The following is a 21,289-nucleotide window of genomic DNA, read 5'->3' as shown; positions in this document are numbered from 1 at the left end:
TGTCATTATATCGATTGCGGCGCAAGATGGTTCGACACCGCCATTGACGCGCGCCGCAAGCTGGGCCAGCGGAGGAGTATGGAGGGGAAAGTGACAGCCGGACCGGCCGAGGAAGGCACGCGGATCGACGGGCGGCGCGAGCGCGGCCGGTCGAGCCACAAGCGCATCGTCGCGGCGATGATGGACCTGATCGAGGGCGGCGATTTGATGCCGAGCGCGGCGCGCGTCGCCGAGGAGGCGGGCGTCGGCCTGCGCACCGTTTTCCGCCATTTCGACGACATGGATTCGCTTTATCGCGAAATTTCGCGAATCGTCGCCGACCGCATCTGGCCGGTGATCACCGCGCCCTATGCCGACCCCGACTGGCGCGCCAATGTCCGTGACCTCACCCGCCGCCGCGCGCGGGTGTTCGAGACGATGCTGCCCTTCCGCCTCGCCGCCAACATCAAGCGCTATCAGTCGCCCTTCCTGATGGGGCAATATGCGCAGGTCGTGACGATGGAGCGCGACCTCGTGCTGCGGCTGCTTCCCGCCGAGGTGCGCAGCGACCGCTACCGGGTCGAGGCCTTATGCGCGGCGCTGTCGTTCCAGAACTGGCGCGCAATCCGGCAGGATCAGGGCCTGTCGGTCGAGGACGCCGCCGGGGTCACTCTGCATATGATCGAGGCGCTGATCGGGGCTTGACCCCTCCCACGTCATTCCCGCGAAGGCGGGAATGACGGAGATTAAGTTTTGGATCGACGGCGGCGGCGCCAGGCCCAGACCAGCGCCGCCAACCCGATCAAAATCCCGCCGAGCACCAGTCCCGCCTGGATCGCGCGCTTCTTTCCCTGCTGGCGCCAGGCATAGAGGTTGATCTGCTCGTCGGCGGTATAGCCCGCGGGCATTTCGAGCACGCCATTGTCCTTGGCGAAGGCCGCATAGTCGGCGCGCATCGCCGCGAAGCGGTCGGGCATCGCGGTCGCCAGATCCTTCGTCTCGCCCGGATCGCTCTTGATGTCGTAGAGCCGCCACTGGCCGTCGCCGGTCGGCGGAAGGTTGCGGACGAGCTTGTAATCGCCGCGGAACAGCGCCGCATTGCCCGACAGTTCGTAACCGATCGGCGTGTCGCCATGGACGCTGCCCACGCCGCCCGCGAGCATGGGGACGAGGCTGCGCCCGGCAAGCCGCTCGACCGGGCGGCCGTTCCACGTGCCGTCCTGCCCCGCCACCCCCGCAAGGTCGAGCAGCGTTGGCAATATGTCAGTGACATGCGCGAGGCCGCCGTTGATCGCGCCCGCGCGGACCTGCGAATGGCCGGGCCAGGCGATGATCAGCGGCGCGCGCAGCCCGCCTTCGGTCGCGCTGAACTTATAGCCCGACAGCGGCGACGAGGCGGCGCTCGCCCAGCCCGGCCCGATCGCGCTGAAGCTGCCGCGACGGCCGATGTTCGCGGTCGAGGTGTCATATTCCATCCCGAGGAACAGCCGGTTGCGCAGCCGGTTGTAGGGATCGGTCGGCTCGGCGCCATTGTCGGAGAGGAAGACGAAGATCGTATTGTCGTAATCGCCGGTTGCCTTGAGATGCGCGACGAGCCGCCCGACCTCGCGGTCCATCGCGGTCGCCATCGCGCCATAGGCCTGCATCACGCGGATCGCCGCCGCGCGCTCCTCGGCATCGAGCTTCGCCCAGTCGGGGGTCGTCTTCATCGTCACCAGCGCCGTGCTCGCGGGCATGATGCCGAGCGCGACCGCGCGCTTCGCCCGCGCTTCGCGCAGCTTGGTCCAGCCTTCGCGATACATCGCCGAATAGCGCGCGATGTCGCTGTCGGGCGCCTGCACCGGAATATGGTTGGCGAGGAAATTGACCGACGCGAGGAAGGGCTTTCCGCTCGCGCGATCGGCCTCGATATAGTCGATCATCTTCTGGACGACGAAGCGCGACGAATAATAGTCTTTCGGCAGCGTCGCGGGCTTGCCGTTCTCGGTCCAGGCGGCGGTGTCGTACATGCCCTCGATCGGCCGCTGCTCGAAATTGTCGGCGCCGGCGTCGGCGAGGCTGAAGGCGCGGTCGTAGCCGCGCGCGCCGGGAAGCCGTTTCGCGTCGCTGCCGAGATGCCATTTGCCGGTCAGATAGGTGCGATAGCCCGCCGCCTTCAAAAGCTGCGCGATCGTCACGACGCGCAGGTTCATCACCGTGTCGTATCCGGGCTTGCCGCGATGCGCGTCGGGGATCGTCTCGGGCATGTTGCCGAGCCCGGCGCGGTGGTTCATCACCCCGCTCTGCAGCATCGCGCGCGTCGGCGAGCAGGAGCCCGCGACGTGGAAATTGGAAAAGCGCATCCCCGCCGCCGCCAGCGCGTCGATGTTCGGGGTCGCGATCTCGCTGCCGAACGAACCGACATCGCTGAACCCCCAGTCGTCGGCGAGCAGAATGACGATATTGGGATGACGCGGCGGCGCCGGGCTGGCCGAGGCCATAGCCGGCGCCGCCGCGAGCAGGGTCATCGAGGCGACAAGGGCGCTCCGCCCCCGGACAATGCAGCCGGCCCCCCGCCCGGCTTTTTCACGCATCGCCATCGCCCTCCCCCTGCATAAGTTTTGGCACTTGTTATGTCAAAAGATTGCAAAGTCAATGCTCTTGGCACGCCGGACCTTTCCTGCTTGGACGGTAAGAATCCGAAAAAGGGAGAGTGAGATGAACCAACTGGTGCTGCGCGACGATGCCGACGGCATCGCGACGCTGACGCTGAACCGCCCCGACAAGCGCAACGCGCTGAACCTCGCGCTGTGGGGCGAACTCGACGCGCACGCCGACGCGATCGCCGACGCAGGCGAGCGGATCGGCGCGGTGATCCTGCGCGCGGCGGGGCCGGTCTTCTGCGCCGGCAACGACCTCAAGGAACGCGGGCTCGAAGCGCCGCGGCCGCATTATCAGGCCTCGATCGTGACCAAGCTCGCCGGGCTGCCGCAGCCGCTGATCGTCGCGGTGCAGGGCGGCTGCTTCACCGGCGGGCTGGAGCTGGCACTCGCGGGCGACATCATCGTCGCGGGCGAGAGCGCGCGCTTCGCCGATACCCATGGCAAGTTCGGGCTGGTGCCGATCTGGGGCATGAGCCAGCGGCTGCCGCGCCGCGTCGGCGAATGGAAGGCGCGCGAGATCAGCTTCACCGGCCTGCCCGTCGACGGGCGCGAGGCGGCGCGGATCGGGCTCGCCAATCATGTCGTCGCCGATGCCGAGCTTGATGGGACGGCGCGGGCGCTGGCCGAAGCGATCGCCGCCCAGTCGCGGCACAGCGTCTTCGCCTACAAGCGGCTCTACCGCGAGCAGGCCGACCTGCCGCTGGGGCCGGGGTTGGCGCATGAGGTGTTCAACAGCGCAGGCGTCGCGCCCGATTTCGCCGAGCGGGTGGCGAAGCAGTTTTAGGATAGGCACCAGAAAACTTCCTTCGTCATTCCCGCGAAAGCGGGAATCCAGCTTCTTTCTCTCTTAATTCTTCGCGCCTTTGCGCCTTTGCGTGAAATTTTCAAAAGACTCACGCAAAGGCGCAAAGGCGCGAAGAAGGAAAAGCTGGATTCCCGCTTTCGCGGGAATGACGAGGGAAGATCGATCAGGGAGACCGTCTTTTCACCCGATCGGCTTCCCCTCTTCGACGCTCGCCCATTGGCGCCCGTCGTGGCCGAAGAGGATATGGGCGCCGGCGCGGCGGCGGCGGTCCAGAAAGCCCATCGTCTTGAGGCCCGCTTCGCGGTCCACCACCGCCTTTTGCAGCACCATCAGGTCGAGGTTGCGCTCGGTGTAGCAGCAGTCGGCGGCGAGTAGTATTTCGCGCCCGCTCGGCAAAGTGACGATAACGCTCTGATGCCCCGGCGTATGGCCGTAGGTCGGGACGATCCGCACACTGCCGTCGCCGAACAGGTCGAGTTCGCCGTCGATCGCGCGCACCGGCTGGCCGGTGGCATAATCCTCTGCCTCGTAAAGCCCCGGCTCCTCGACCGCCTGCGCCGCCGCCAGCTCGCGCGACTGGACGATCATCGTCGCATTCGGCAGGCTGGCGTTGCCGCCGCAATGATCGATGTGGAGGTGCGAGTTGATCACCCAGTCGATGCTCGCCGGATCGACGTCGATGCTCTTCAGCCGCGCCGCAATCTCCTGCCCCTCGAACCATTGCAGCCCGAACTTGTTCGGCGGCAGCGCGTCGGCGAGGGTGCGGCGATAGCGCACCCCCATGCCGCTGTCGAACAGCGCCCGGCCCTTGGGATGGTCGATCAGATAAGAGGGAACCGGCCCCTTGAGATAATCGCCCTCCTCGCCCTCGATGAAATAACCCGGCCGGCACTGGAACCAGCCGGTGTTGAAGGCATAGAGGGTGAGCGTGCCGGTCACCGCTCGCGATAATCCGGCGGACGCTTGCCGAGGAAGGCGGCGAGCGCTTCCTTGTGATCCTCGGTCGCCGACAGGATCACCTGCTGCCGGTCCTCGATCGCCATCGCGGCGTCGAGACTCTGCGCGTCGATATTGAGGTTCAGCGCCTGCTTCGACAGGCGCAGCCCCCACGGGCTCGTCGCCAGCATCTCGTCGGCGAGCGCGAGGCCGCGGCCCAGCAGCGCCTCCTCCTCGACGATCTCGCTGACCAACCCGGCGGAGAGCGCGCGCTCGGCGTCGATGAAACGGCCGGTCAGGATCATCTCCGACGCGAGGCTGGCGCCGACGAGGCGCGGCAGGAAATAGCTCGACGCCATGTCGCAGCCGCCGAGACCGATGCGGATATAGGCGGCGTTGCAGCGGAAGCTGGGCGAGGCATAGCGCACGTCGGACGCGAGCAGCAGCGACAGTCCGCCGCCCGCCGCGGCGCCATGGCCGAGCGCGATGATCGGCTGCGGACAGGCGCGCATCTTGCGATAGATGTTGCCGATGCTCGTCTGGGTGCGCAGCGTGCGGAGCACCGGCGTCTCGCCGGTTGTGCGATCCTCCTGAATGTCGAGCCCGGCGCAGAAACCGCGCCCGGCGCCGCGCAGGATGACGACGCGGACGTCCTTGCGCTCCGCAAGCCCGCCGAAATAATCATTGAGTTCGTCGACCAGTCCTTCGCTCAGCGCATTCAGCCGCTCGGGCCGGTTGAGCGTCGCGATCTCGACCTGCCCGCGCGCCTCGACGAGCAGTTCGCCGCTCACAGCGTCTGCCCGTCGTCGACGGTGATCACGCTGCCGGTGATCCCCTGCGCGGCGTCCGAGCAGAGCAGAAGCAGCGGTGCGTGCAGGTCGCTCGGCGGGCGCAGGCGCTGGCGCGGGAAGGTCGCGACGAACTTCTTGCCTGCCTCGCTATTGAACAGGTCGGCGGTCATCTCGGATTCGAAATAGCCGGGCTGGATGACGTTGACGCTAATCCCGCGCCGCGCCCATTCGCGCGCGAGCGCCTTGCCCATGTGACGGACCGCCGCCTTGGTCGCGCCATAGACCGAAGTCGCCGGAAAGACCTTTTCGGCGGTGATCGAACCGATGAGGACGACGCGGCCGTTTTGCTTGTCGCGGCTGCCCGCCGCCTCCAGCCGTCGCGCGCCTTCGGTCGCGGTCAGGAAGACACCGCGCACGTTCGCGGCGAACAGCCCGTCGACCTCCTCGACCGTCAGTGCCGTCGCCACCTTCTCGGTCGCGACCCCGGCGTTGGCGACGATCGTGTCGACGGTGCCGAACGCCGCCTCGGCGGCGTCATAAGCGGCCTTGGTCGAGGCTTCGTCGGTGACGTCGAGGCTGACCGCGATCGCCTGGCCGCCCGCTGCCTCGATCGCCGCGACCTGTTCGGCGAGCTTGTCGGCGCGGCGCGCCGCGAGCACGACCTTCGCGCCCGCCGCCGCGAGCGCGTGCGCGAAACCGGCGCCGAGTCCCGACGATGCGCCCGTCACGAGCGCGACGCGCCCGGTCAGATCAAAGCGGGGCTGCTCGGCCATTTCCTGTTCCTTTCGCTGTTTCCCTTATCGGCTCTGGCTTGGCTTTGGCGTCAATTGACGTTTACGTCAATCGGCCGCAGCGGATGCGAAAGAGGGTTGACGATCGATATTTGTTCTCCTAATGTTCTTCTCGTGCACACACAACCTGTTCCCCCGTCGCGGCCACCGAGTGTGGCGGACGGGGGATAAAGGCTCCTCTTTCCCGACCTATGTGGGCAGCATGGATTCCGGTCGCCCGCGTGGCGGTGGTGCCTGATTCTAGAGTGCAAGCATCCGTGATAGAATCGTCATCCCGGCGAAGGTGGAGCGGGATTTCAGTCCAAGCCGATCACACGCTAGTCCCCTGAATCTGAAGTTCACTGCATTGATTTCGTCATCCCGGGCTTGACCCGGGATCCCGCTTTTTTTCGCTCCGTGCGCGAAAGGAAGCGGGACCCCGGGTCAAGCCCGGGGTGACGGTGATGACAGTTACTTTGATTCCACCAGACTAGATAAGGTTCGCGCGTGCGATCGCGGCGAAATGGAAAGCGCTCGGGCGCGGGGTGCGCTTGAAGCTCTGCCGGTCGACCGCAGCGAGGCCGAAGGGAACCGCGTAGCCCGACGTCCATTCGAAATTGTCGAGAAGCGACCAATAGATATAGCTGTGCACCGATATGCCTTCATCGAGGCATTCGCGCACCCCGTCGAGCGCGCGGTCGATGAAGGCGATGCGGCGGGCGTCGTCGGCCACCGCCACGCCGCTTTCGGTGACATAGATCGGCTTGCCGATCGTCCGGTGCGCCCAGCGGATCGTGTTCGCCAGCGCCTGCGGATAAAATTCATAGCCCGACAATGTGAGCTCGGCGCCCGGCGGCGGCGCGGCCATGCCATGCTCGTCGAAGCGGAGGCGCGTATAGCATTGCACGCCGAAGAAATCGGCATGGCTGCGCGCCACATCGATCCAGTCGCCATAGAGCCGCCGCTCATAGTCGGCGACGAGCGACGGCGCCCCCGCCGACTGGATGTCCTGCGTCGTCAGCGTGATCCCGACCGGCAGCTCGGGCCGCGCCACCTTGATCGCCTCATAGGCGAGCCGGTGCGCCTGCTGCATGATCGGGGTCGTGACCGCGGGATCGGCGAAGGCGAGGCGCGAGAATTTCGGCGCGCCGGTCGCCGCGACCAGCGCCGCCTGCGCCTCGCGCTGCAACGCCGCGCCCGCTTCCGATTGCGGGAACAGCGCGACGAGCAGGCCGATATTCGCTTCGTTGAACGTCGTCGCCAGATGCATCAGCCCGCCGAGCCGTTCGGCGACGGTGCGGCAATAGCGCGCGAAAAGCTGTGGTGCGTCGCTCGCCTCGAACCCGCCGCGCTTCGCGAACCAGAGCGGGACGGTGAAATGGCTGAGCGTGACGACCGGCGCGAGCCCGCGCTTGCGGCACGCGGTCAGCACCCGCGCATAATGGTCGAGCTCGGCGTTGGAGAAATGCCCTTCGCTCGGCTCGATCCGCGCCCATTCGATCCCGAGCCGGTAGCAATTGAGCCCGAGCGTTTCGGCCAGCGCGAAATCCTCGTCATAGCGATGATAGCTGTCGCACGCGTCGCCCGAGCGCTCCTTGAACAAGGTCGGCCGGACATTTTCGGCGAGCCACGCATCGCTGTTCGTGTTGTTGCCCTCGCTCTGATGCGCCGAGATCGCGGCGCCCCAGAGGAAGCCTTTGGGCGCGGGCTTGCGCTGCGTCGCCGCGGATGCGTTCGCCAGCAGCGCGGGCGCTGCCGCCACGCCCGCCGCCGCCTGGATCAGGGCGCGGCGGCCGATCGCCCCGCCTCCGTCCCCGCTCATGCCTCGATGTCCCGTTTATAGGTTTCGGGCAGGAACAGGATGCCGACGACCGCGGTGACCGCGGCGATCACGACCGCATACCAGAGCCCCTGATAGATATCCCCCGTCGCAGCGACCATTGCGAAGCCGATCGTCGGCATGAAACCCCCGATCCAGCCGTTGCCGATATGATAGGGAAGCGACAGCGAACTGTAGCGGATGCGCGCCGGAAACAGCTCGACGAGCAGCGCCGCGAGCGGCCCATAGACCATCGTCGCGAGCAGGCCGAAGGTGCAGAGGATCAACAGCACCCGACCCTTGTTCACCCGCGCCGGATCGGCCCTGTCGGGATAGCCCGCCGCGTCGAGTTCGGCCTTCGCGGCGGCGTCGAAGGATGCGACCGCGGCGGCGCGGCCCGCCTTGTCGAGCCCCGCGGGGTCGGGAACCGCGAGCGTCCGCGCGCCGATCCGCACCGAGGCGACCGTTCCCGGCGGCGCCGCGACATTGGCATAGTTGATGCCGTTCTTCGCGAGATAGGATTTGGCGATGTCGCAGCTCGTCGCATCGAAGCTGTTGCGGCCGACCGGATCGAACTGGAACGAGCATTCGCCGGCATCGGCCGCGACCTGCACCGGGGCGCGCTCGACCGCCGCCGCCATCGCCGGATTGGCCGCGACGACCAGCGCCTTGTAGAGCGGGAAATAGACGAAGACCGCGATCACGCAGGCGGTCATCATGATCGGCTTGCGCCCGATCCTGTCGCTGAGCCAGCCGAAGAAGATGAAACTGGGGATGATGATCGTCAGCGCGGCGGCGACGAGGAAATTCGCAGTCGCCCCGTCGACCCGCGCGATGCGTTCGAGATAGAAGAGCGGATAGAGGTGCGCGGCAAAGCCGATCACCGCCTGCCCCGCGACCGCGCCGAACAGCGCGATCAGCACGATCTTGAGGTTGCGCCACTCGCCGAACGCTTCCTTGAGCGGCGCTTTCGAGGTCGCGCCGGCCTCCTTCATGCGCTGGAAGACCGGGCTTTCCTCAAGCTGGAGGCGGATCCACAGCGCGACCGACAAGAGGATGATCGAGAAGAGGAAAGGCAGCCGCCAGCCCCAGTCGTTGAAGCTGTCCTCGTCCATGAACAGGCGCAGCGTGACGACGAAGGTCGAGGCGAGGATCAGCCCGATCATCGCGGTCGTCTGAATGAAGCTGGTGTAGAAGCCGCGCTTTCCCGGCGGCGCATGTTCGGCGATATAGACCGCCGCGCCGCCATATTCGCCGCCGATCGCGAGACCCTGGAGCAGGCGCAGCAGCATCAGGACGATCGGCGCCGCGACCCCGATCGTGTCGTAGGAGGGCAGGAAGCCGACCGCGAAGGTCGACAGTCCCATGATCGCCATGGTGACGAGGAAGGTGTTCTTGCGCCCGACGACGTCGCCGACGCGCCCGAACACCAGCGCCCCGAACGGCCGCACCGCAAAGCCCGCGGCGAACGCCATCAGCGCGAGGATGAAACCCGTGGTTTCGTTGACCCCCGAAAAGAAATGGTGCGAAAGCACGCTGGCGAGCAGGCCGTAGAGATAGAAATCATACCATTCGAACACCGTCCCCAATGACGAGGCGGTGATGACAAGAGTCTCGTTCTGGCGCTTGCCCTCGGCGGGCAGCATTTCGCTGTCGGTTACCATCTTCCTCTCCCTTCAGCCCGGCAGCGGCGGCGGGCTCTTGACCGGCCCGTCCGCCACGCTCCCGGGGAATATCAGCGTTGGACCGCCATCGTCGGCGCGGTGACGCCCGCGCTCGCCAGCTCGCGCTCGGCCTGCGTGAAGCCATAGGCCGGCACGCTTTCGCCGCGCCGGTCGACGATGCGATCCCATTCGGCGGCGACCCGCGTCGCGGCATCGTCGCCGCGCCCGATGAAGGCGCCGTCCGTCAGCGTGACGTTCGCGGCCGCGAAATGACCGGCGCCCGCGCACAGGATCGCACGCGTCGGCGCATCCTCGCCGACGAGCGCCAGCAATCCCGGGCTCACCGCCTCGGGCGCGAGATGCGCGAGCGCTTCGGGCGCGAGCACGCCGTCGGTCATCGCCGTCGCCGCGGTCGGCGCGAGGCAGTTGACGCGGATGCCGTATTTCTCGCCCTCTAGCGCGAGGGTCTGCATCAGCCCGACCAGCGCCATCTTGGCCGCGCCATAATTGGCCTGCCCGAAATTGCCGTAGAGCCCCGAGGAGGAGGTCGTCATCACGATGCGGCCGAAGCGCCGCGCGCGCATCTGCTCCCACACCGCCTTCGAGCAGATCGCGGCGCCCATCAGATGAACTTCGACGACGAGGCGGAAGTCGGCGAGGTCCATCTTCGCGAAGCTCTTGTCACGCAGGATGCCGGCGTTGTTGACCAATATGTCGACGCCGCCCCAGGCGAGCGTCGCCGAATGGACCATCGCCGCGACTTCGGCCTCGTCGGTGACCGATGCGCGAACCGCCAGCGCATCGCCGCCCGCCGCCGCGATCTCGTCCGCGACGCGCTCGGCCGCGTCGGCCTGCATGTCGTTGACGACAACGCGCGCACCGTGTCGCGCGAGCATCAGCGCGTGCGCGCGGCCGAGGCCGCCGCCCGCTCCGGTCACCATCGCGACCCGCTCATCCAGTTGCATAGCATTCCTTCCTCGTCGCATATGATAGTAACTCACTTGTGAGTGAATAAAAGCCCGAAAGCGCCGCCCCCGCGGGTCCGGCGGCCTCCGTCCGCGGTCAGCCGGCCCTGGCGTCCTTCCTCTGTTCGCAGATCTCGCGGAAACCCGCCGCCATGAAGCGCGCCATGCGCTGCTTCACCGCCTCATAATCGTCCGAATGGCAAAGCCCCTGCGACAATTTGTCGATGCGCCCCGTCCGCGCGAGCGTCAGCATCAGCGCGCCGGTGACGAAATGATAGCCCCAGAAAATATCCTCCTCGTCGGATTCGGGCAGCGCCTTTTTCAATATGCCGATCAGGCGCAGCACCACCGGATCGAAATATTTGTCCATGAACTCGGCGCCCTCGGGGCTGTTCGACGCCTGCGCGCCGAAGGCGCCGTAATTCTTCCAGCCCTCGCCGCCCTGGATATAAAGATCGAGGTCGGTATCGAGGAAGGCGTGGAGCGCGCCCTCGACGGTCGGCTTGCCGCCGGCCGCGCGGTCATAATCGTCGAGCGCCTGCATCCGCTTGTCGATCGTCACCACCGCGCGCCGCGCGAACACCGCGTCGAACAGCGTCCGCTTGTCGTCGAAATAATAGTTGAGCAGCGTGTGGTGGACGCCGACCTGCTTCGCGACGTCCTTCAGCGTCACGCCGTGAAAGCCGTGCTTCGAAAACAGGAGTTCGGCGGTGTCGAGAATCTGCTCCATCATTTCGGCGCGCTGTTCCGCCTTCGATGGCCGCTTTACCGCGCTCTTTGCATTCGACGCCAAATTCTCTTCCTTCCGCACCTTCTCAGGCGGCCGCGATCCTAGGGTCAGGCCCTAGGCGCCTACACCTGTCCATATTCGGCCCGCAATTGCATTTTGTCGATCTTGCCCGTCGGCGCGAGCGGCATCGCGTCGAGCCGCACGACCGCGTCGGGAATCCACCACGACGCGACCCGCCCGGCGAGCGGCGCGAGCAGTTCGGCGTCGCTGACCGCGGGCTCGCTGGTTTCGACGAGCAGGATCGGCCGCTCGCCCCATTTGGGGTCGGGCCGCCCGATCACCGCGGCGAGCGACACCTGCGGCAGCGCGCCGACCAGCGCCTCGATCTCGGCGGGATTGATCCATTCACCGCCCGATTTGATCAGATCCTTGGCGCGGCCGGTGATGACGAGATTGCCCGCCCCGTCGATCCGCGCTAGGTCGCCGGTGTCGAACCAGCCCTCGGCGTCGGTCGCGGGCTGGGCCTGCCCGAAATAGCGTTCGACGACCGAGCCGCCGCGCACGCGCAAATGCCCCTCGGCGCCGCGCTGTTCGGGAAGCGCGCGGCCTTCGGCGTCGGTGAGCAGCAGGTCGATGCCCATCGCCGGACGGCCCGAAAGCGACGGCCGGCGCGCGGAGTCGCCCGGCAATGCGGCGGTGCCGAGCGGCGACAGCTCGGTCATGCCCCAGCTCGTCTGCACCTCCACCCCCAGGCATCGCTCGATCCGGTCCATCAGCGCGGGCGGCATCGACGACCCGCCGACGAGGATGCGCTCGAGCGTCGGCACCTCGCCGCCCTCGGCTTCCAGATGTTCGATGAGCCCGAGCCAGACGGTGGGAACGCCGACGGCGGCGGTCACGCCTTCGGCCCGGATCAGCCGCGCCAGATGCGCACCGTCGCTGTGGCGGCCCGGCAGCACCAGCTTCGCGCCGACCGCCGGGGCGGTGAAGGGAATGCCCCAGGCATTGGCGTGGAACATCGGGACGACCGGCATCACCGCGTCGCGCGCCGTGATGCCGAGAACATCGGCCTGAAGCTGGCGCATCGTGTGAAGGAAGCAGCCGCGGTGGGTATAGGTCACGCCCTTCGGCGCGCCGGTGCTGCCCGAGGTGAAGCAGAGTCCCGAGGGGCTGGTCTCGTCGAAATCGCCCCAGACGGCATCGGCCGGGGCCGCGGCGACCAGCGGTTCGATCGCGCCCTCGCCCTCCGCGGTATCGAGCAGCAGGATATGGCGCACCGTGCCCAGATTGCGCACGGCATCCTGTGCCAGCGGCAGCAGGTCGGGGCTGGCGAGCAGCACCGACGCCTCCGACTGGGCGAGCATCGAGCCGAGCTGCGCCGGGGTCAGGCGCGGATTGAGCGTGTGGCAGATCGCCCCCATGCCCATGATGCCGTACCAGGCCTCGACATGCCCCTGCGTGTTCCAGGCGAGCGTCGCGACGCGGTCACCCTTCGCAATCCCCAAGGTCGCGAGCGCCCCCGACACGCGCAGCGCCCGCTCGCGCAGCGCGGCATAGCCGATGCGCCGGACCCGACCCTCCGCCCCGGCCGAAACCACTTCGGCGCCGGGGTGCCATTTCGCGGCATGGGAGAGGAATTTGTCGAGCGTCAACGCATAGGTCTGCATCGATCCGTCGATCATTGGCACCCCGCGGCTTTGGGGGGCAGGGGCGGCGACATCACGCCGACATTCCAGTTCCAGGCGACATTGCCCGCGGCGCGGCGGCGGCAGACCACCGCTTCGTGGAGCGCGGCGGTGCCGGGGAGGAGATTGTGCCCGGCGCGCGGCACATCCGCGATATGCAGGAAACCGCGATTGTCGGCATAGGCCGGCCAGTCGGGCCAGCCCTTCGCGCGCGGCCGGCCCGTCCTGGCAAAGCTTGCCCAATAATCGCCCATCGCCTCGCTCAGCTTCCGCTCGGCGAGATTGTCGGGAATCTTCGGCCACAGCGGCGGCGTCCGCGTCGCGGTGCCGAACACATAGGGCAGTTCGGCGGCGTGAAAGCCATGGAGATTCCATTCCTCGGTCGCCGGATAGCCATGGTCGAAGAAATAGAGATAGGCGCCCTGCCCCAGCGCCGCCTGATCCGACGCCAGCCGCTCCGACGTCCAGCCGTACATCGCGTCGCGCGTCGCGGCGAGCATACTCTCCTCGATCGTCTTCGCCGGGTAGCGCGCGAGGAACAGGTCGGCAAATTCGCCATAGCCGGCGCGGATCGCGGCTTCATAGGCCGCGGCGTCGGCGGGCGGCTTGGGCAGGAGGAAGCGGAGCGAGCGGATTTCGCCGCTGTTGAACCCCGCGAGCATCGGCACCGGCGCCTGCTCACCCTTGTCGAACGTGTCGACGAGCTGGCGCGGCACGACCTTGCCGTTGACGTTCGGGAACGGGAAATAGCCCGTCGCGGGCGCCTTTTCGGCGATGTCCGCCGCGGGCAGCGCGCGCAGCGCGGCAAGATCGGCGGCGCCGAGCCTGGCGGCGAGATCGACGCCCTGCGCCTCGGCGGGAACCATGCCGTTGATCGCCTCGCGGAGCGCGGGCGCCGAGACCATATAGCCGCTTTCGGCGATCGCCTTGTGGAACAGGCCGCGCGCCGGGGGCGCCGCCATCAGATACATGACGCTGAGCGCGCCCGCCGATTCCCCGGCGATCGTCACATTGCCGGCATCGCCGCCGAACGCGCCGATGTTGCGCTTGACCCATTCAAGCGCCGCGACCTGGTCGAGCAGGCCGTAATTGCCCGAGACATGATCGGGCGCCTCGGCGCTGAGCGCCGGGTGCGCGAACCAGCCGAACATGCCGAGCCGGTAGTTGATCGTCACCACGATCATCCCGCGCCGCGCGAGCGCGCTGCCGTCATAGAGCGGATCGGCGCCCGACCCCGACGACAGGGCGCCGCCGTGAATCCAGACGAAGACCGGCGCGCCCTTCGCATTCTGCGGCGCCCAGACGTTGAGCGACAGGCAATCCTCGCTCATCGTCGGAAGGTCCCAGGCATAGATGCTGGGTCCGCGCGGCTTCGGCTGCATGCAGGCGGCGCCGAACTTCGTCGCGTCGCGCGTGCCGTCCCAGCGCGGCAGCGCCGCCGGCGCGCGCCAGCGGCGCTCGCCGACGGGCGGCTGGGCATAGGGAATGCCGCGGAACACCCGCATATCGCGCTCCTGCACCCCGCGCACCGCTCCGTCGGGCGCATCGACCACCGGATCGGCGGCCGCGACCGGCGCGGAAAGCAGGGCCGCGAGCAGAAGTGCGAAGGGGCTGAAGCGAGCGATCATCGGCCGGTCCCTCGTCATCGGTCAGAAGCGATAGTCGGCGCGCACGCCCACCGTGCGCGGCCGCATCCGGGCGTAGCGCCCGTCGAGAAAGGCTTCGGGGTGAACGTAGGTGATCGACTTGTCGTCGAAGAGATTCTCGACATAGGCGGTCAGGTTGAGCGCCCCCAGCTTCGTGCCCGCATAGAGGTTCACGTTGGTCCACGCCTCGGTATAGTCGTAGGTCGGGCTGACCGCGTTGGGATTGCCCGGCACGTTGGGGAACTGGTTCGGGAACGACCCCGCGTGCGACACATTGACCGCCGCGAACGCGGTCTCGCTATCGCCGACGGGGAAGTCATAGCGCAGCGTCGCCGAGCCCTGGAAATGCGGCGACGCAAGCCGGGTGCCCACTTCGGCGCCCGAGATCGCCGCCTCGATCGCCGACAGCTTGGTCACCTTCGCTTCGTTGAACGAGCCGTTGAGCGCGAGGCTGAGCCCCGCGAGCGGCCGCGCCATGAACTCGAATTCCAGGCCATAGCTTTCGGCCGCGCCGATATTGGTCGCGAACTGGATCGAATCCGACACGCGGTTCGCCTGGACCTGGATATTCTTCCAGTCGATGTAATAGCCGGCCAGATTGGCGGTCAGGTCGCCGCCGAACCAGCGCCCTTTCAGCCCGACCTCGTAATTGGTCACGCTGTCCGACTTGGCGCCGTCGGGGATGACGATGTCATTGGGGTTGATCGTGCTGACTAGGCCGGCGCGCGCGTTGACCACCGGCGTGCGGAACCCCGTCGAAACGGTGGCATAGGTGGTCAGACTGTCGACCGGCTTCCATGACACGCTGGCCTTCCACGACAGGCGGTCGTCGGAAACCTTCAGCCCTTCGGCATAGGGGATGGGCGTCGTGCCGCTGAACGCTGGGATGAAACCGCCGCAAAGCGCGGTGAACGCGCGGCAATAGGCGACGGTCAGATAATTGCTGTTGTAGCCGCCGCCGCGCGTGAAGCTCTGCACCTCGGTATTGCCGTAGCGCAGTCCGCCGGTGATCCAGAATTTGTCGCTGAAGCGGAAGGTCAGCTCGCCGAAACCGGCGATTTCGCTCTGGTCGGTATAGCTGTTGAAGCGCTGATAATATTCGTCGGGAAGCCCGACGATATTGTTCGCCGCCAGATATTCGGGCGTCGAGCGATAGGCGAAATCGACCGTCCGGCGCTTGTCGTAATAAAAGAAGCCCGCGACCCATTGCAGAGGACCGTCATGACGCGACACCAGCCGCGTTTCCTGCACGAACAGGTCGTCATAGCCGTATGCGTCGAGCGCGAACGGAAAGGCCTGCGCATAGGTGCCGGCCAGATCGACATAGAAGGAGGCGTCGTAATTCGACAGCGTCGTCGAGCTGATCAGCTCGGCGAAATCGAACTCGTAATTGACCGTGAGGTTGTAGTTGGTGAGCTTGCCCTGGAAGAGGTCTGGGCGATCCGAATTGCGGACGAATTTGCCGAGCAGCGGATTGGTCAGGCCCGAATCCGCGGGCTTGCTGTTCTCATAGGAGACGAGCAGCTTCACCTTCATCCGGTCGCTCGGCTGGAGGAGCAGGGCCGCGCGGCCGCCATAGGCCTCGAGGCTGTTCGAATCCTTGATCCCGGTGCCGATATTGTCGATCCAGCCGTCTTCGTTGCGATAATAGCCCGAGACGCGAAGCCCGATCTCGTCCTTCATGATCGGCAGGTTGATCATCGCATTGTAGCGCTGACGCAGCGAATGCGAGCCGGTGAGGCCAAGGTCGACGCTCGCCGACGCCTGAAATTCGTCGAGGTCGGGGCTCTTGGTGATGATCCGCATCGCGCCCGCGAGCGAGTTCGACCCGAACAAGGTCCCCTGCGGCCCGCGCAGGAATTCGACGCGCTCGACGTCGTAGAGATTGGGGTCGAGGATCGTCGAATTGCCGTTCGCCGAAATCGGCAGTTCGTCGACATAGATGGCGACCGCGCTTTGCAGCCCGGCCGAATAACCGTTGGTGTTGATGCCGCGCGCAGTGAAATTGTTGAAATTCTGGGTCGGCCGGTTGACGACCACGCCGGGGGTGTTCTGCGCGATCCCCTCATAGCCGACGATCCCCAGATCATCGAGTTCCTTCTGACCGAAGGCGGTGACGCTGAGCGGGACGTCCTGAAGCCGCTCGGTGCGGCGCGTCGCGGTGACGATGATATCCTTGCTGTCGTGGGTATCGGCGCGGACGCCGGTATCGGCAGGTGCGTCGCCATCATTAGACTGGGCCAGCGCCGAAACAGGTAGCGCGAACAAGGCGACCGCCGATGCGGACGCGAAAAGCTGAGCCTTCATACAAACTCTCCCTCCCGTCGGCGGTCGTTGCCACCGATCTGGGAAGGTTTATCCGTCACATTCACGGAGGAGTCAATATTCACTATCGTGTGTGTGAATAAAATTCCGACGACTATCGGGCAGCGATGTGCCCGTCGCGCGTGGCGACAAAAATCACGGAAAACTTGGGCCGTCAGCCCGGAAAGGCGGGGGCCCGGCTCACCATCGCGGGCAGCGGACGCGCCATCACCCCGCCGAGCCAGCCCGCCGCCTCGACCGCCAACGGCAGGTCCAGCCCGGTCGCCACGCCGCTGCGTTCGAGCAGGTAGACGACGTCCTCGGTCGCGACATTGCCCGCCGCGCCCGGCGCGAAGGGACAGCCGCCGAGACCGCCGAGCGAGGCGTCGACCGTCGCCGCACCCTCGTTCACCGCCGCCCAGACATTGGCGAGTCCGCTGCCGCGCGTATTGTGAAAATGCACCCGCACCGGCAGCGCGCCGACCGCCGCGCGCACGCGCCCCACCGTCTCAGCAACCTCGGCCGGGGTGCCGGCGCCGATCGTGTCGGCGAGCGCGATCTCGCGCGGCTCCGCTTCGGCCGCGCGCTTCGCCATCTCAACAACGCGGTCGATCGCGACCTCGCCCTCGAACGGGCAGCCGAAGGCGGTGGCGATGGTGATCTGTCCGTCGCGCCCCGCCGCCTTCGCCAGGCCGACGATCCCGATCGCGGCGGCGAGCGATTCGTCGGAACTCTGCCCCTGGTTGCGGATGCCGAACGAATCGCTCGTCACGCACACCGCGCCAAGCTCGTCGATTCGCCCCGTCGCCAGCGCGCGCTCGGCGCCGCGGCGGTTGAGCACCAGCCCGATATAGGTGACGTCGTCGCGCTCGGGCAGCATCGCCACCAGGGATTCGGCATCGGCGAGTTGCGGCACCTTCTTGGGATTGACGAAGCTCGTCACCTCGATCCGCCGCGCGCCATAAGCTATGGCGCGGCGGATCAGTTCGGCCTTGTCGGCGGTCGAGACGATCGCCGATTCATTCTGCAGGCCGTCGCGCGGCCCGACCTCGACCATTTCCACGCTGCGATTCTTCACCATATCGGTCCCGAACATTTCCCGAGTCATTTAGCAGGTTGAAAATTACATAGCATTCTAAGTATACAATGGCCATGGGCGGCGTGAGCCTGTTTCTATCAGGCCCCGACCCGAAAGGAACGACATGACGAACGCAAGCGGCGGGGGAGCGCTGGACGGAATCAAGGTGGTCGAGATGGGGCAGCTTATCGCCGGTCCCTTCTGCGGCCAGTTGCTCGGCGACATGGGGGCCGAGATCGTCAAGCTCGAACCGCCCGAGACCGGCGACCAGATGCGCCACTGGGGCCAGGGCGACCGTCCAAGCTGGTGGCGCGTCATTGCGCGCAACAAATATTCGGTCGCGGTCGACCTGCGGTCGGAAGAAGGCCAGGCGCTCGCGCGCGAACTGATCGCCAAGGCCGACATATTGATCGAGAATTTTCGCCCCGGCACGCTCGAAAAATGGAATCTCGACCCCGCCGAACTGCGCAAAGCCAATCCGGGGCTGATCGTCGTGCGCGTGTCGGGCTATGGTCAGACCGGTCCCTATTCGAAGCGCGCCGGCTTCGGCGGCATCGGCGAGGCGATGGGCGGCTGGCGCGGCATCGTCGGCTATCCCGACCTGCCGCCCGCGCGCATGGGCGTGTCGATCGGCGACACGCTCGCCGCCACCTATGGCTGTCTCGGCGCTCTCGCGGCGCTCCACCATCGGAACAAGACCGGCGAAGGCCAGATCGTCGATTCGGCGCTCTACGAAGCCGTCTTGCAGGTCATGGAATCGACCGTCGCCGATTATTCGGCGAGCGGCGTGAAACGCCGCCGCACCGGGTCGACGCTGCCGGGCATCGCGCCGTCGAACGTCTATCCGTGCAGCGACGGCGAATATCTGATCGGCGCGAACCAGGACGGCGTCTTCGCGCGGCTGGCCGAAGCGATGGGGCGCCCCGAACTCGCCACGGACAAGCGCTATGCGACGCATCGCGCGCGCGGGGCGCGGCAGGAGGAGCTCGACGCGCTGATCGGCGACTGGACGAAGACGATGACGATCGAGGAGCTCGAAGCGAAGATGATCGCGGCGGGCGTTCCGGCGGGCCGCGTCTACGACGCCGAGGATATGCTCGCCGACCCGCATTTCGCGGCGCGCGAGGCGCTGGTGACGGTCGCGGACGAGGAACTGGGCGAGATTCGGATGCAGGGCGTCTTCCCCAAGCTGTCGGCGACGCCTGGCGGCGTCCGCCGCCCCGCCCCCCTCACCGTTGGGCAGGACAGCGCCGAGGTGCTCGAACGCTGGCTTGGGCAGGAGGCGTGACGCGATGATCACCCTTTACGGCGGCCCGACCCCGAACGCGCGCAAGATTGCGATCGCGCTGCTCGAAATGGAGCTCGCGTGGCGGCTCGAACCCGTCGACATCCTGGCGGGCGAGCAGCTCACGCCCGAATTTCTCGCGCTCAATCCGAACAACAAGACGCCGGTGATCGTCGACGACGACGGGCCGGAGGGACCGGGCTTCATACTGTGGGAAACGGGGGCGATCCTCCTCTATCTTGCCCAGAAGACCGGCCGCTTTCTTCCCGAAGATCCGGTCAAGCGCGCGATCTGCTGGCAATGGCTGATGTTCCAGGTGTCGGGCGTCGGTCCGATGTTCGGGCAGGAGGCGCATTTCACCCATTATGCCAAGGACCGGCATCCCTATGCGATCGAGCGCTATGCCCGCGAGGTCGACCGGCTGATGATGGTGCTCGACAAAAGATTGGGCGAAGCCGAGTGGCTGGCGGGCGACGCCTATACGATCGCCGACATGGCGACCCTGCCCTATCTCCGCCGCCAGTTCATCGACAAGGCGGGCCGCTTTCCGAACGTCGAGCGTTGGGGCGCCGCGATGCTCGCGCGCCCGGCGGTCGCCGAAGGGATGCAGGTCGGCGTCGCGCGCGCCGAGACGATCGAGGGCGGCCTCACCGGCTTCACCGACGAACATCGCGCGATCCTGTGGGGCGACCGGCAGCATATGAAGCGGTAGAGGACGGCTGGCGAATGGCGGTGCTGGGGTGGTGAGGGGACGCTGGCTTATCCGCCGTCCGTCATCCCGGGCTTGACCCGGGATCCCGCTTTTTCCTGCGAATGAACGGCCTTCGATCTCAAGCGGGACCCCGGATCAAGTCCGGGGTGACGAAAAGAGAAACGTCAGCTTCCGGTCGCAACCGCCCCTACCCCTCAATCCCTCTTCACCGCGGCATGGTTCGCGTCGCCGAACATGTTCGACCATTCCCGCGCGTCAAGCGTCTGGTGCCGCCCGATATATTTGGCCGGAGCCTTCAGATCCTCGCGCCCCATCGCGCGCGCGACCGCGGGCCGCTCGCGGATGCGTTCGAACCAGTCGTGCATCGCCGGCCAGTCGTCGAACCCCATCCCCATGACGAAGGCCGAGGCGCGGCCGGGCCAGATCGCCATGTCGGCGATCGTATAGTCGTCGCCCGCGACATAGGCGCTCTTTTCCAGCCGCCGTTCGAGGACGGTGAGCAGGCGCGCCACCTCCTTCGTATAGCGTTCGACCGCATAATCCTGCCCCGCCGGGGCGTAGCGCAGGAAATGGCTCGCCTGCCCGCCCATCGGCCCGAGCCCCGCGACCTGCCAGGTCAGCCAGGACAGGGTCGCGGCGCGCGCGGCGCCCGATGCGGGGAGGAAGCGCCCGCTTTTCTCCGCCAGATATTGGAGGATCGCCCCCGATTCGAAGACGGTCACCGGCTCGCCGCCGCCTGCCGGGTCGTGATCGACGATCGCGGGCAGCTTGTGGTTGGGGTTGATGCGCCCGAACGCCTCGGTCAACTGATCGCCGTTGAAGATGTCATAGGGAAGGACGCGATAGGGCGCGCCGATCTCCTCGAGCATGATCGCGATCTTCTGCCCGTTGGGGGTCGCCGAATAATGAAGGTCGATCATCTCAAAGCACCTCATGGATCACATGGCGGACCCCGAAGTCGGTGCGTTCGCCGATGCCGACTGCGAGCACACCGTTCAGCCAGCCATATTCGACGCTCGCGGTTTCGAACACCGGCGCGATTCGCAGATAGTAGCGCGACGAGTCGGCGTCGGGCACCGCGGGATCGGCAAAGGTCGCGCGAACATCGTCGGGAATGATGCTGCGGCCGGTATAGCTCAGATAGATGAGGGCGCCGTCGTCGGTCTGCCACACCGCGCGCGCGTCGAAAGTGCCGACCGAGGCGGCATCGCCAAGGCGCCCGCCGCGCGACCAGTTGCCGCCGCCGGGCAAAACGATGCCGTTGATTCGCGGCCCGAAAAATCGCCCACCGGTGATGTAGCCGAGCCGCTGATCGCCAAAGGGCGAAGCGCCGATCGCGATCAGTCCGCCGCCGACTTCGAACTCGACGGTGCACAGAGGACGGCTCGCGAGAGCCGGCGAAACGGGGTGCTGATTTTCTTCGGTCATATGTGCGAATCCTCTTTCCAGCCTATGGACAAGCATAAAACCATTAGTAT

The 21,289-nt window shown here is 66.7% G+C and carries 18 protein-coding genes; 4 read left to right on the top strand and 14 right to left on the bottom strand.

What is annotated here, in order from left to right; translation table 11 throughout:
- Positions 1-90: 90 nt before the first annotated feature.
- Positions 91-684 (top strand): TetR/AcrR family transcriptional regulator, encoded by a 594-nt coding sequence (locus VHO04_RS06030; protein WP_329627464.1) that lies wholly within the window; start codon positions 91-93, stop codon positions 682-684.
- Positions 685-725: 41 nt separating this feature from the next.
- On the opposite strand, the gene VHO04_RS06025 is transcribed toward VHO04_RS06030, so the two are convergent.
- Entirely contained in the window at positions 726-2,486 is a 1,761-nt protein-coding gene (locus VHO04_RS06025; protein ID WP_329627463.1) for an arylsulfatase, read from the bottom strand.
- A 190-nt stretch (positions 2,487-2,676) separates the two neighbouring features.
- On the opposite strand from VHO04_RS06025, the gene VHO04_RS06020 reads away from it, so the two are divergent.
- Positions 2,677-3,405 (top strand): enoyl-CoA hydratase/isomerase family protein, encoded by a 729-nt coding sequence (locus VHO04_RS06020; protein ID WP_329627462.1) that lies wholly within the window; start codon positions 2,677-2,679, stop codon positions 3,403-3,405.
- A gap of 201 nt (positions 3,406-3,606) precedes the next feature.
- Here the strand turns inward: VHO04_RS06020 and VHO04_RS06015 are convergent, their stop codons facing one another.
- From VHO04_RS06015 to VHO04_RS05965, 11 genes are all read right to left on the bottom strand, one after another.
- Positions 3,607-4,365, bottom strand: coding sequence for an N-acyl homoserine lactonase family protein (locus tag VHO04_RS06015; RefSeq protein ID WP_329627461.1), 759 nt, complete (start codon positions 4,363-4,365; stop codon positions 3,607-3,609).
- Entirely contained in the window at positions 4,362-5,153 is a 792-nt protein-coding gene (locus VHO04_RS06010) for an enoyl-CoA hydratase/isomerase family protein (RefSeq protein WP_329627460.1), read from the bottom strand. The genes VHO04_RS06015 and VHO04_RS06010 overlap by 4 nt, the downstream gene beginning before the upstream one ends.
- A complete protein-coding gene (locus VHO04_RS06005; protein ID WP_329627459.1) occupies positions 5,150-5,926 on the bottom strand; it encodes an SDR family NAD(P)-dependent oxidoreductase in 777 nt (258 codons plus the stop codon). The genes VHO04_RS06010 and VHO04_RS06005 overlap by 4 nt, the downstream gene beginning before the upstream one ends.
- A gap of 487 nt (positions 5,927-6,413) precedes the next feature.
- Entirely contained in the window at positions 6,414-7,745 is a 1,332-nt protein-coding gene (locus tag VHO04_RS06000; RefSeq protein WP_329627458.1) for a glycoside hydrolase family 1 protein, read from the bottom strand.
- On the bottom strand, positions 7,742-9,406 hold the full coding sequence (locus tag VHO04_RS05995) for an MFS transporter (RefSeq protein ID WP_329627457.1): 1,665 nt from the start codon (positions 9,404-9,406) through the stop codon (positions 7,742-7,744). The genes VHO04_RS06000 and VHO04_RS05995 overlap by 4 nt, the downstream gene beginning before the upstream one ends.
- Before the next feature lie 71 nt (positions 9,407-9,477).
- Complete coding sequence (locus tag VHO04_RS05990) at positions 9,478-10,371, bottom strand: SDR family NAD(P)-dependent oxidoreductase (protein WP_329627456.1); 894 nt, start codon at positions 10,369-10,371, stop codon at positions 9,478-9,480.
- 97 nt (positions 10,372-10,468) lie between these two features.
- The gene (locus VHO04_RS05985) at positions 10,469-11,164 is read right to left on the bottom strand and encodes a TetR/AcrR family transcriptional regulator (protein WP_329627455.1); all 696 of its coding nucleotides are present in this window, start codon (positions 11,162-11,164) and stop codon (positions 10,469-10,471) included.
- 59 nt (positions 11,165-11,223) lie between these two features.
- Positions 11,224-12,783 carry an AMP-binding protein gene (locus tag VHO04_RS05980; RefSeq protein WP_329627454.1) on the bottom strand — a complete coding sequence of 520 codons (1,560 nt, stop codon included), beginning with the start codon at positions 12,781-12,783 and terminating at the stop codon, positions 11,224-11,226.
- Complete coding sequence (locus tag VHO04_RS05975) at positions 12,780-14,414, bottom strand: carboxylesterase/lipase family protein (protein WP_329627453.1); 1,635 nt, start codon at positions 14,412-14,414, stop codon at positions 12,780-12,782. The genes VHO04_RS05980 and VHO04_RS05975 overlap by 4 nt, the downstream gene beginning before the upstream one ends.
- Positions 14,415-14,435: 21 nt before the next feature.
- Positions 14,436-16,739 (bottom strand): TonB-dependent receptor, encoded by a 2,304-nt coding sequence (locus VHO04_RS05970; protein ID WP_329627452.1) that lies wholly within the window; start codon positions 16,737-16,739, stop codon positions 14,436-14,438.
- 172 nt (positions 16,740-16,911) lie between these two features.
- Positions 16,912-17,832, bottom strand: a complete 921-nt coding sequence (locus VHO04_RS05965; RefSeq protein ID WP_329627451.1) for a hydroxymethylglutaryl-CoA lyase — start codon at positions 17,830-17,832, stop codon at positions 16,912-16,914.
- Between the two features lie 106 nt (positions 17,833-17,938).
- On the opposite strand from VHO04_RS05965, the gene VHO04_RS05960 reads away from it, so the two are divergent.
- Both VHO04_RS05960 and VHO04_RS05955 read left to right on the top strand, forming a co-directional pair.
- Complete coding sequence (locus tag VHO04_RS05960; protein WP_329627450.1) at positions 17,939-19,102, top strand: CoA transferase; 1,164 nt, start codon at positions 17,939-17,941, stop codon at positions 19,100-19,102.
- 4 nt (positions 19,103-19,106) lie between these two features.
- On the top strand, positions 19,107-19,811 hold the full coding sequence (locus VHO04_RS05955) for a glutathione S-transferase family protein (protein WP_329627449.1): 705 nt from the start codon (positions 19,107-19,109) through the stop codon (positions 19,809-19,811).
- Positions 19,812-20,005: 194 nt separating this feature from the next.
- Here the strand turns inward: VHO04_RS05955 and VHO04_RS05950 are convergent, their stop codons facing one another.
- Together VHO04_RS05950 and VHO04_RS05945 are read right to left on the bottom strand one after the other, a co-directional pair.
- Positions 20,006-20,731 (bottom strand): glutathione binding-like protein, encoded by a 726-nt coding sequence (locus VHO04_RS05950; RefSeq protein ID WP_329627448.1) that lies wholly within the window; start codon positions 20,729-20,731, stop codon positions 20,006-20,008.
- A 1-nt stretch (position 20,732) separates the two neighbouring features.
- Positions 20,733-21,239, bottom strand: coding sequence for a DUF3237 domain-containing protein (locus VHO04_RS05945; RefSeq protein WP_329627447.1), 507 nt, complete (start codon positions 21,237-21,239; stop codon positions 20,733-20,735).
- Between the last annotated feature and the right edge of the window lie 50 nt (positions 21,240-21,289).

This window comes from Sphingopyxis sp. (assembly GCF_036261875.1).
GTDB lineage: Bacteria > Pseudomonadota > Alphaproteobacteria > Sphingomonadales > Sphingomonadaceae > Sphingopyxis.
This window is presented reverse-complemented; position numbering and strand designations above follow the sequence as displayed.

Excerpts from the sequence above, each read along its gene's own strand:
- VHO04_RS06025 (WP_329627463.1), bottom strand. The coding sequence starts at position 2,486 with ATGACCCTGCTCGCGGCGGCGCCGGCTATGGCCTCGGCCAGCCCGGCG.
- VHO04_RS06020 (WP_329627462.1), top strand. The coding sequence starts at position 2,677 with ATGAACCAACTGGTGCTGCGCGACGATGCCGACGGCATCGCGACGCTG.
- VHO04_RS06005 (WP_329627459.1), bottom strand. The coding sequence starts at position 5,926 with ATGGCCGAGCAGCCCCGCTTTGATCTGACCGGGCGCGTCGCGCTCGTG.
- VHO04_RS06000 (WP_329627458.1), bottom strand. The coding sequence starts at position 7,745 with ATGAGCGGGGACGGAGGCGGGGCGATCGGCCGCCGCGCCCTGATCCAG.
- VHO04_RS05995 (WP_329627457.1), bottom strand. The coding sequence starts at position 9,406 with ATGGTAACCGACAGCGAAATGCTGCCCGCCGAGGGCAAGCGCCAGAAC.
- VHO04_RS05990 (WP_329627456.1), bottom strand. The coding sequence starts at position 10,371 with ATGCAACTGGATGAGCGGGTCGCGATGGTGACCGGAGCGGGCGGCGGC.
- VHO04_RS05980 (WP_329627454.1), bottom strand. The coding sequence starts at position 12,783 with ATGATCGACGGATCGATGCAGACCTATGCGTTGACGCTCGACAAATTC.
- VHO04_RS05975 (WP_329627453.1), bottom strand. The coding sequence starts at position 14,414 with ATGATCGCTCGCTTCAGCCCCTTCGCACTTCTGCTCGCGGCCCTGCTT.
- VHO04_RS05970 (WP_329627452.1), bottom strand. The coding sequence starts at position 16,739 with ATGAAGGCTCAGCTTTTCGCGTCCGCATCGGCGGTCGCCTTGTTCGCG.
- VHO04_RS05965 (WP_329627451.1), bottom strand. The coding sequence starts at position 17,832 with ATGTTCGGGACCGATATGGTGAAGAATCGCAGCGTGGAAATGGTCGAG.
- VHO04_RS05960 (WP_329627450.1), top strand. The coding sequence starts at position 17,939 with ATGACGAACGCAAGCGGCGGGGGAGCGCTGGACGGAATCAAGGTGGTC.
- VHO04_RS05955 (WP_329627449.1), top strand. The coding sequence starts at position 19,107 with ATGATCACCCTTTACGGCGGCCCGACCCCGAACGCGCGCAAGATTGCG.
- VHO04_RS05950 (WP_329627448.1), bottom strand. The coding sequence starts at position 20,731 with ATGATCGACCTTCATTATTCGGCGACCCCCAACGGGCAGAAGATCGCG.
- VHO04_RS05945 (WP_329627447.1), bottom strand. The coding sequence starts at position 21,239 with ATGACCGAAGAAAATCAGCACCCCGTTTCGCCGGCTCTCGCGAGCCGT.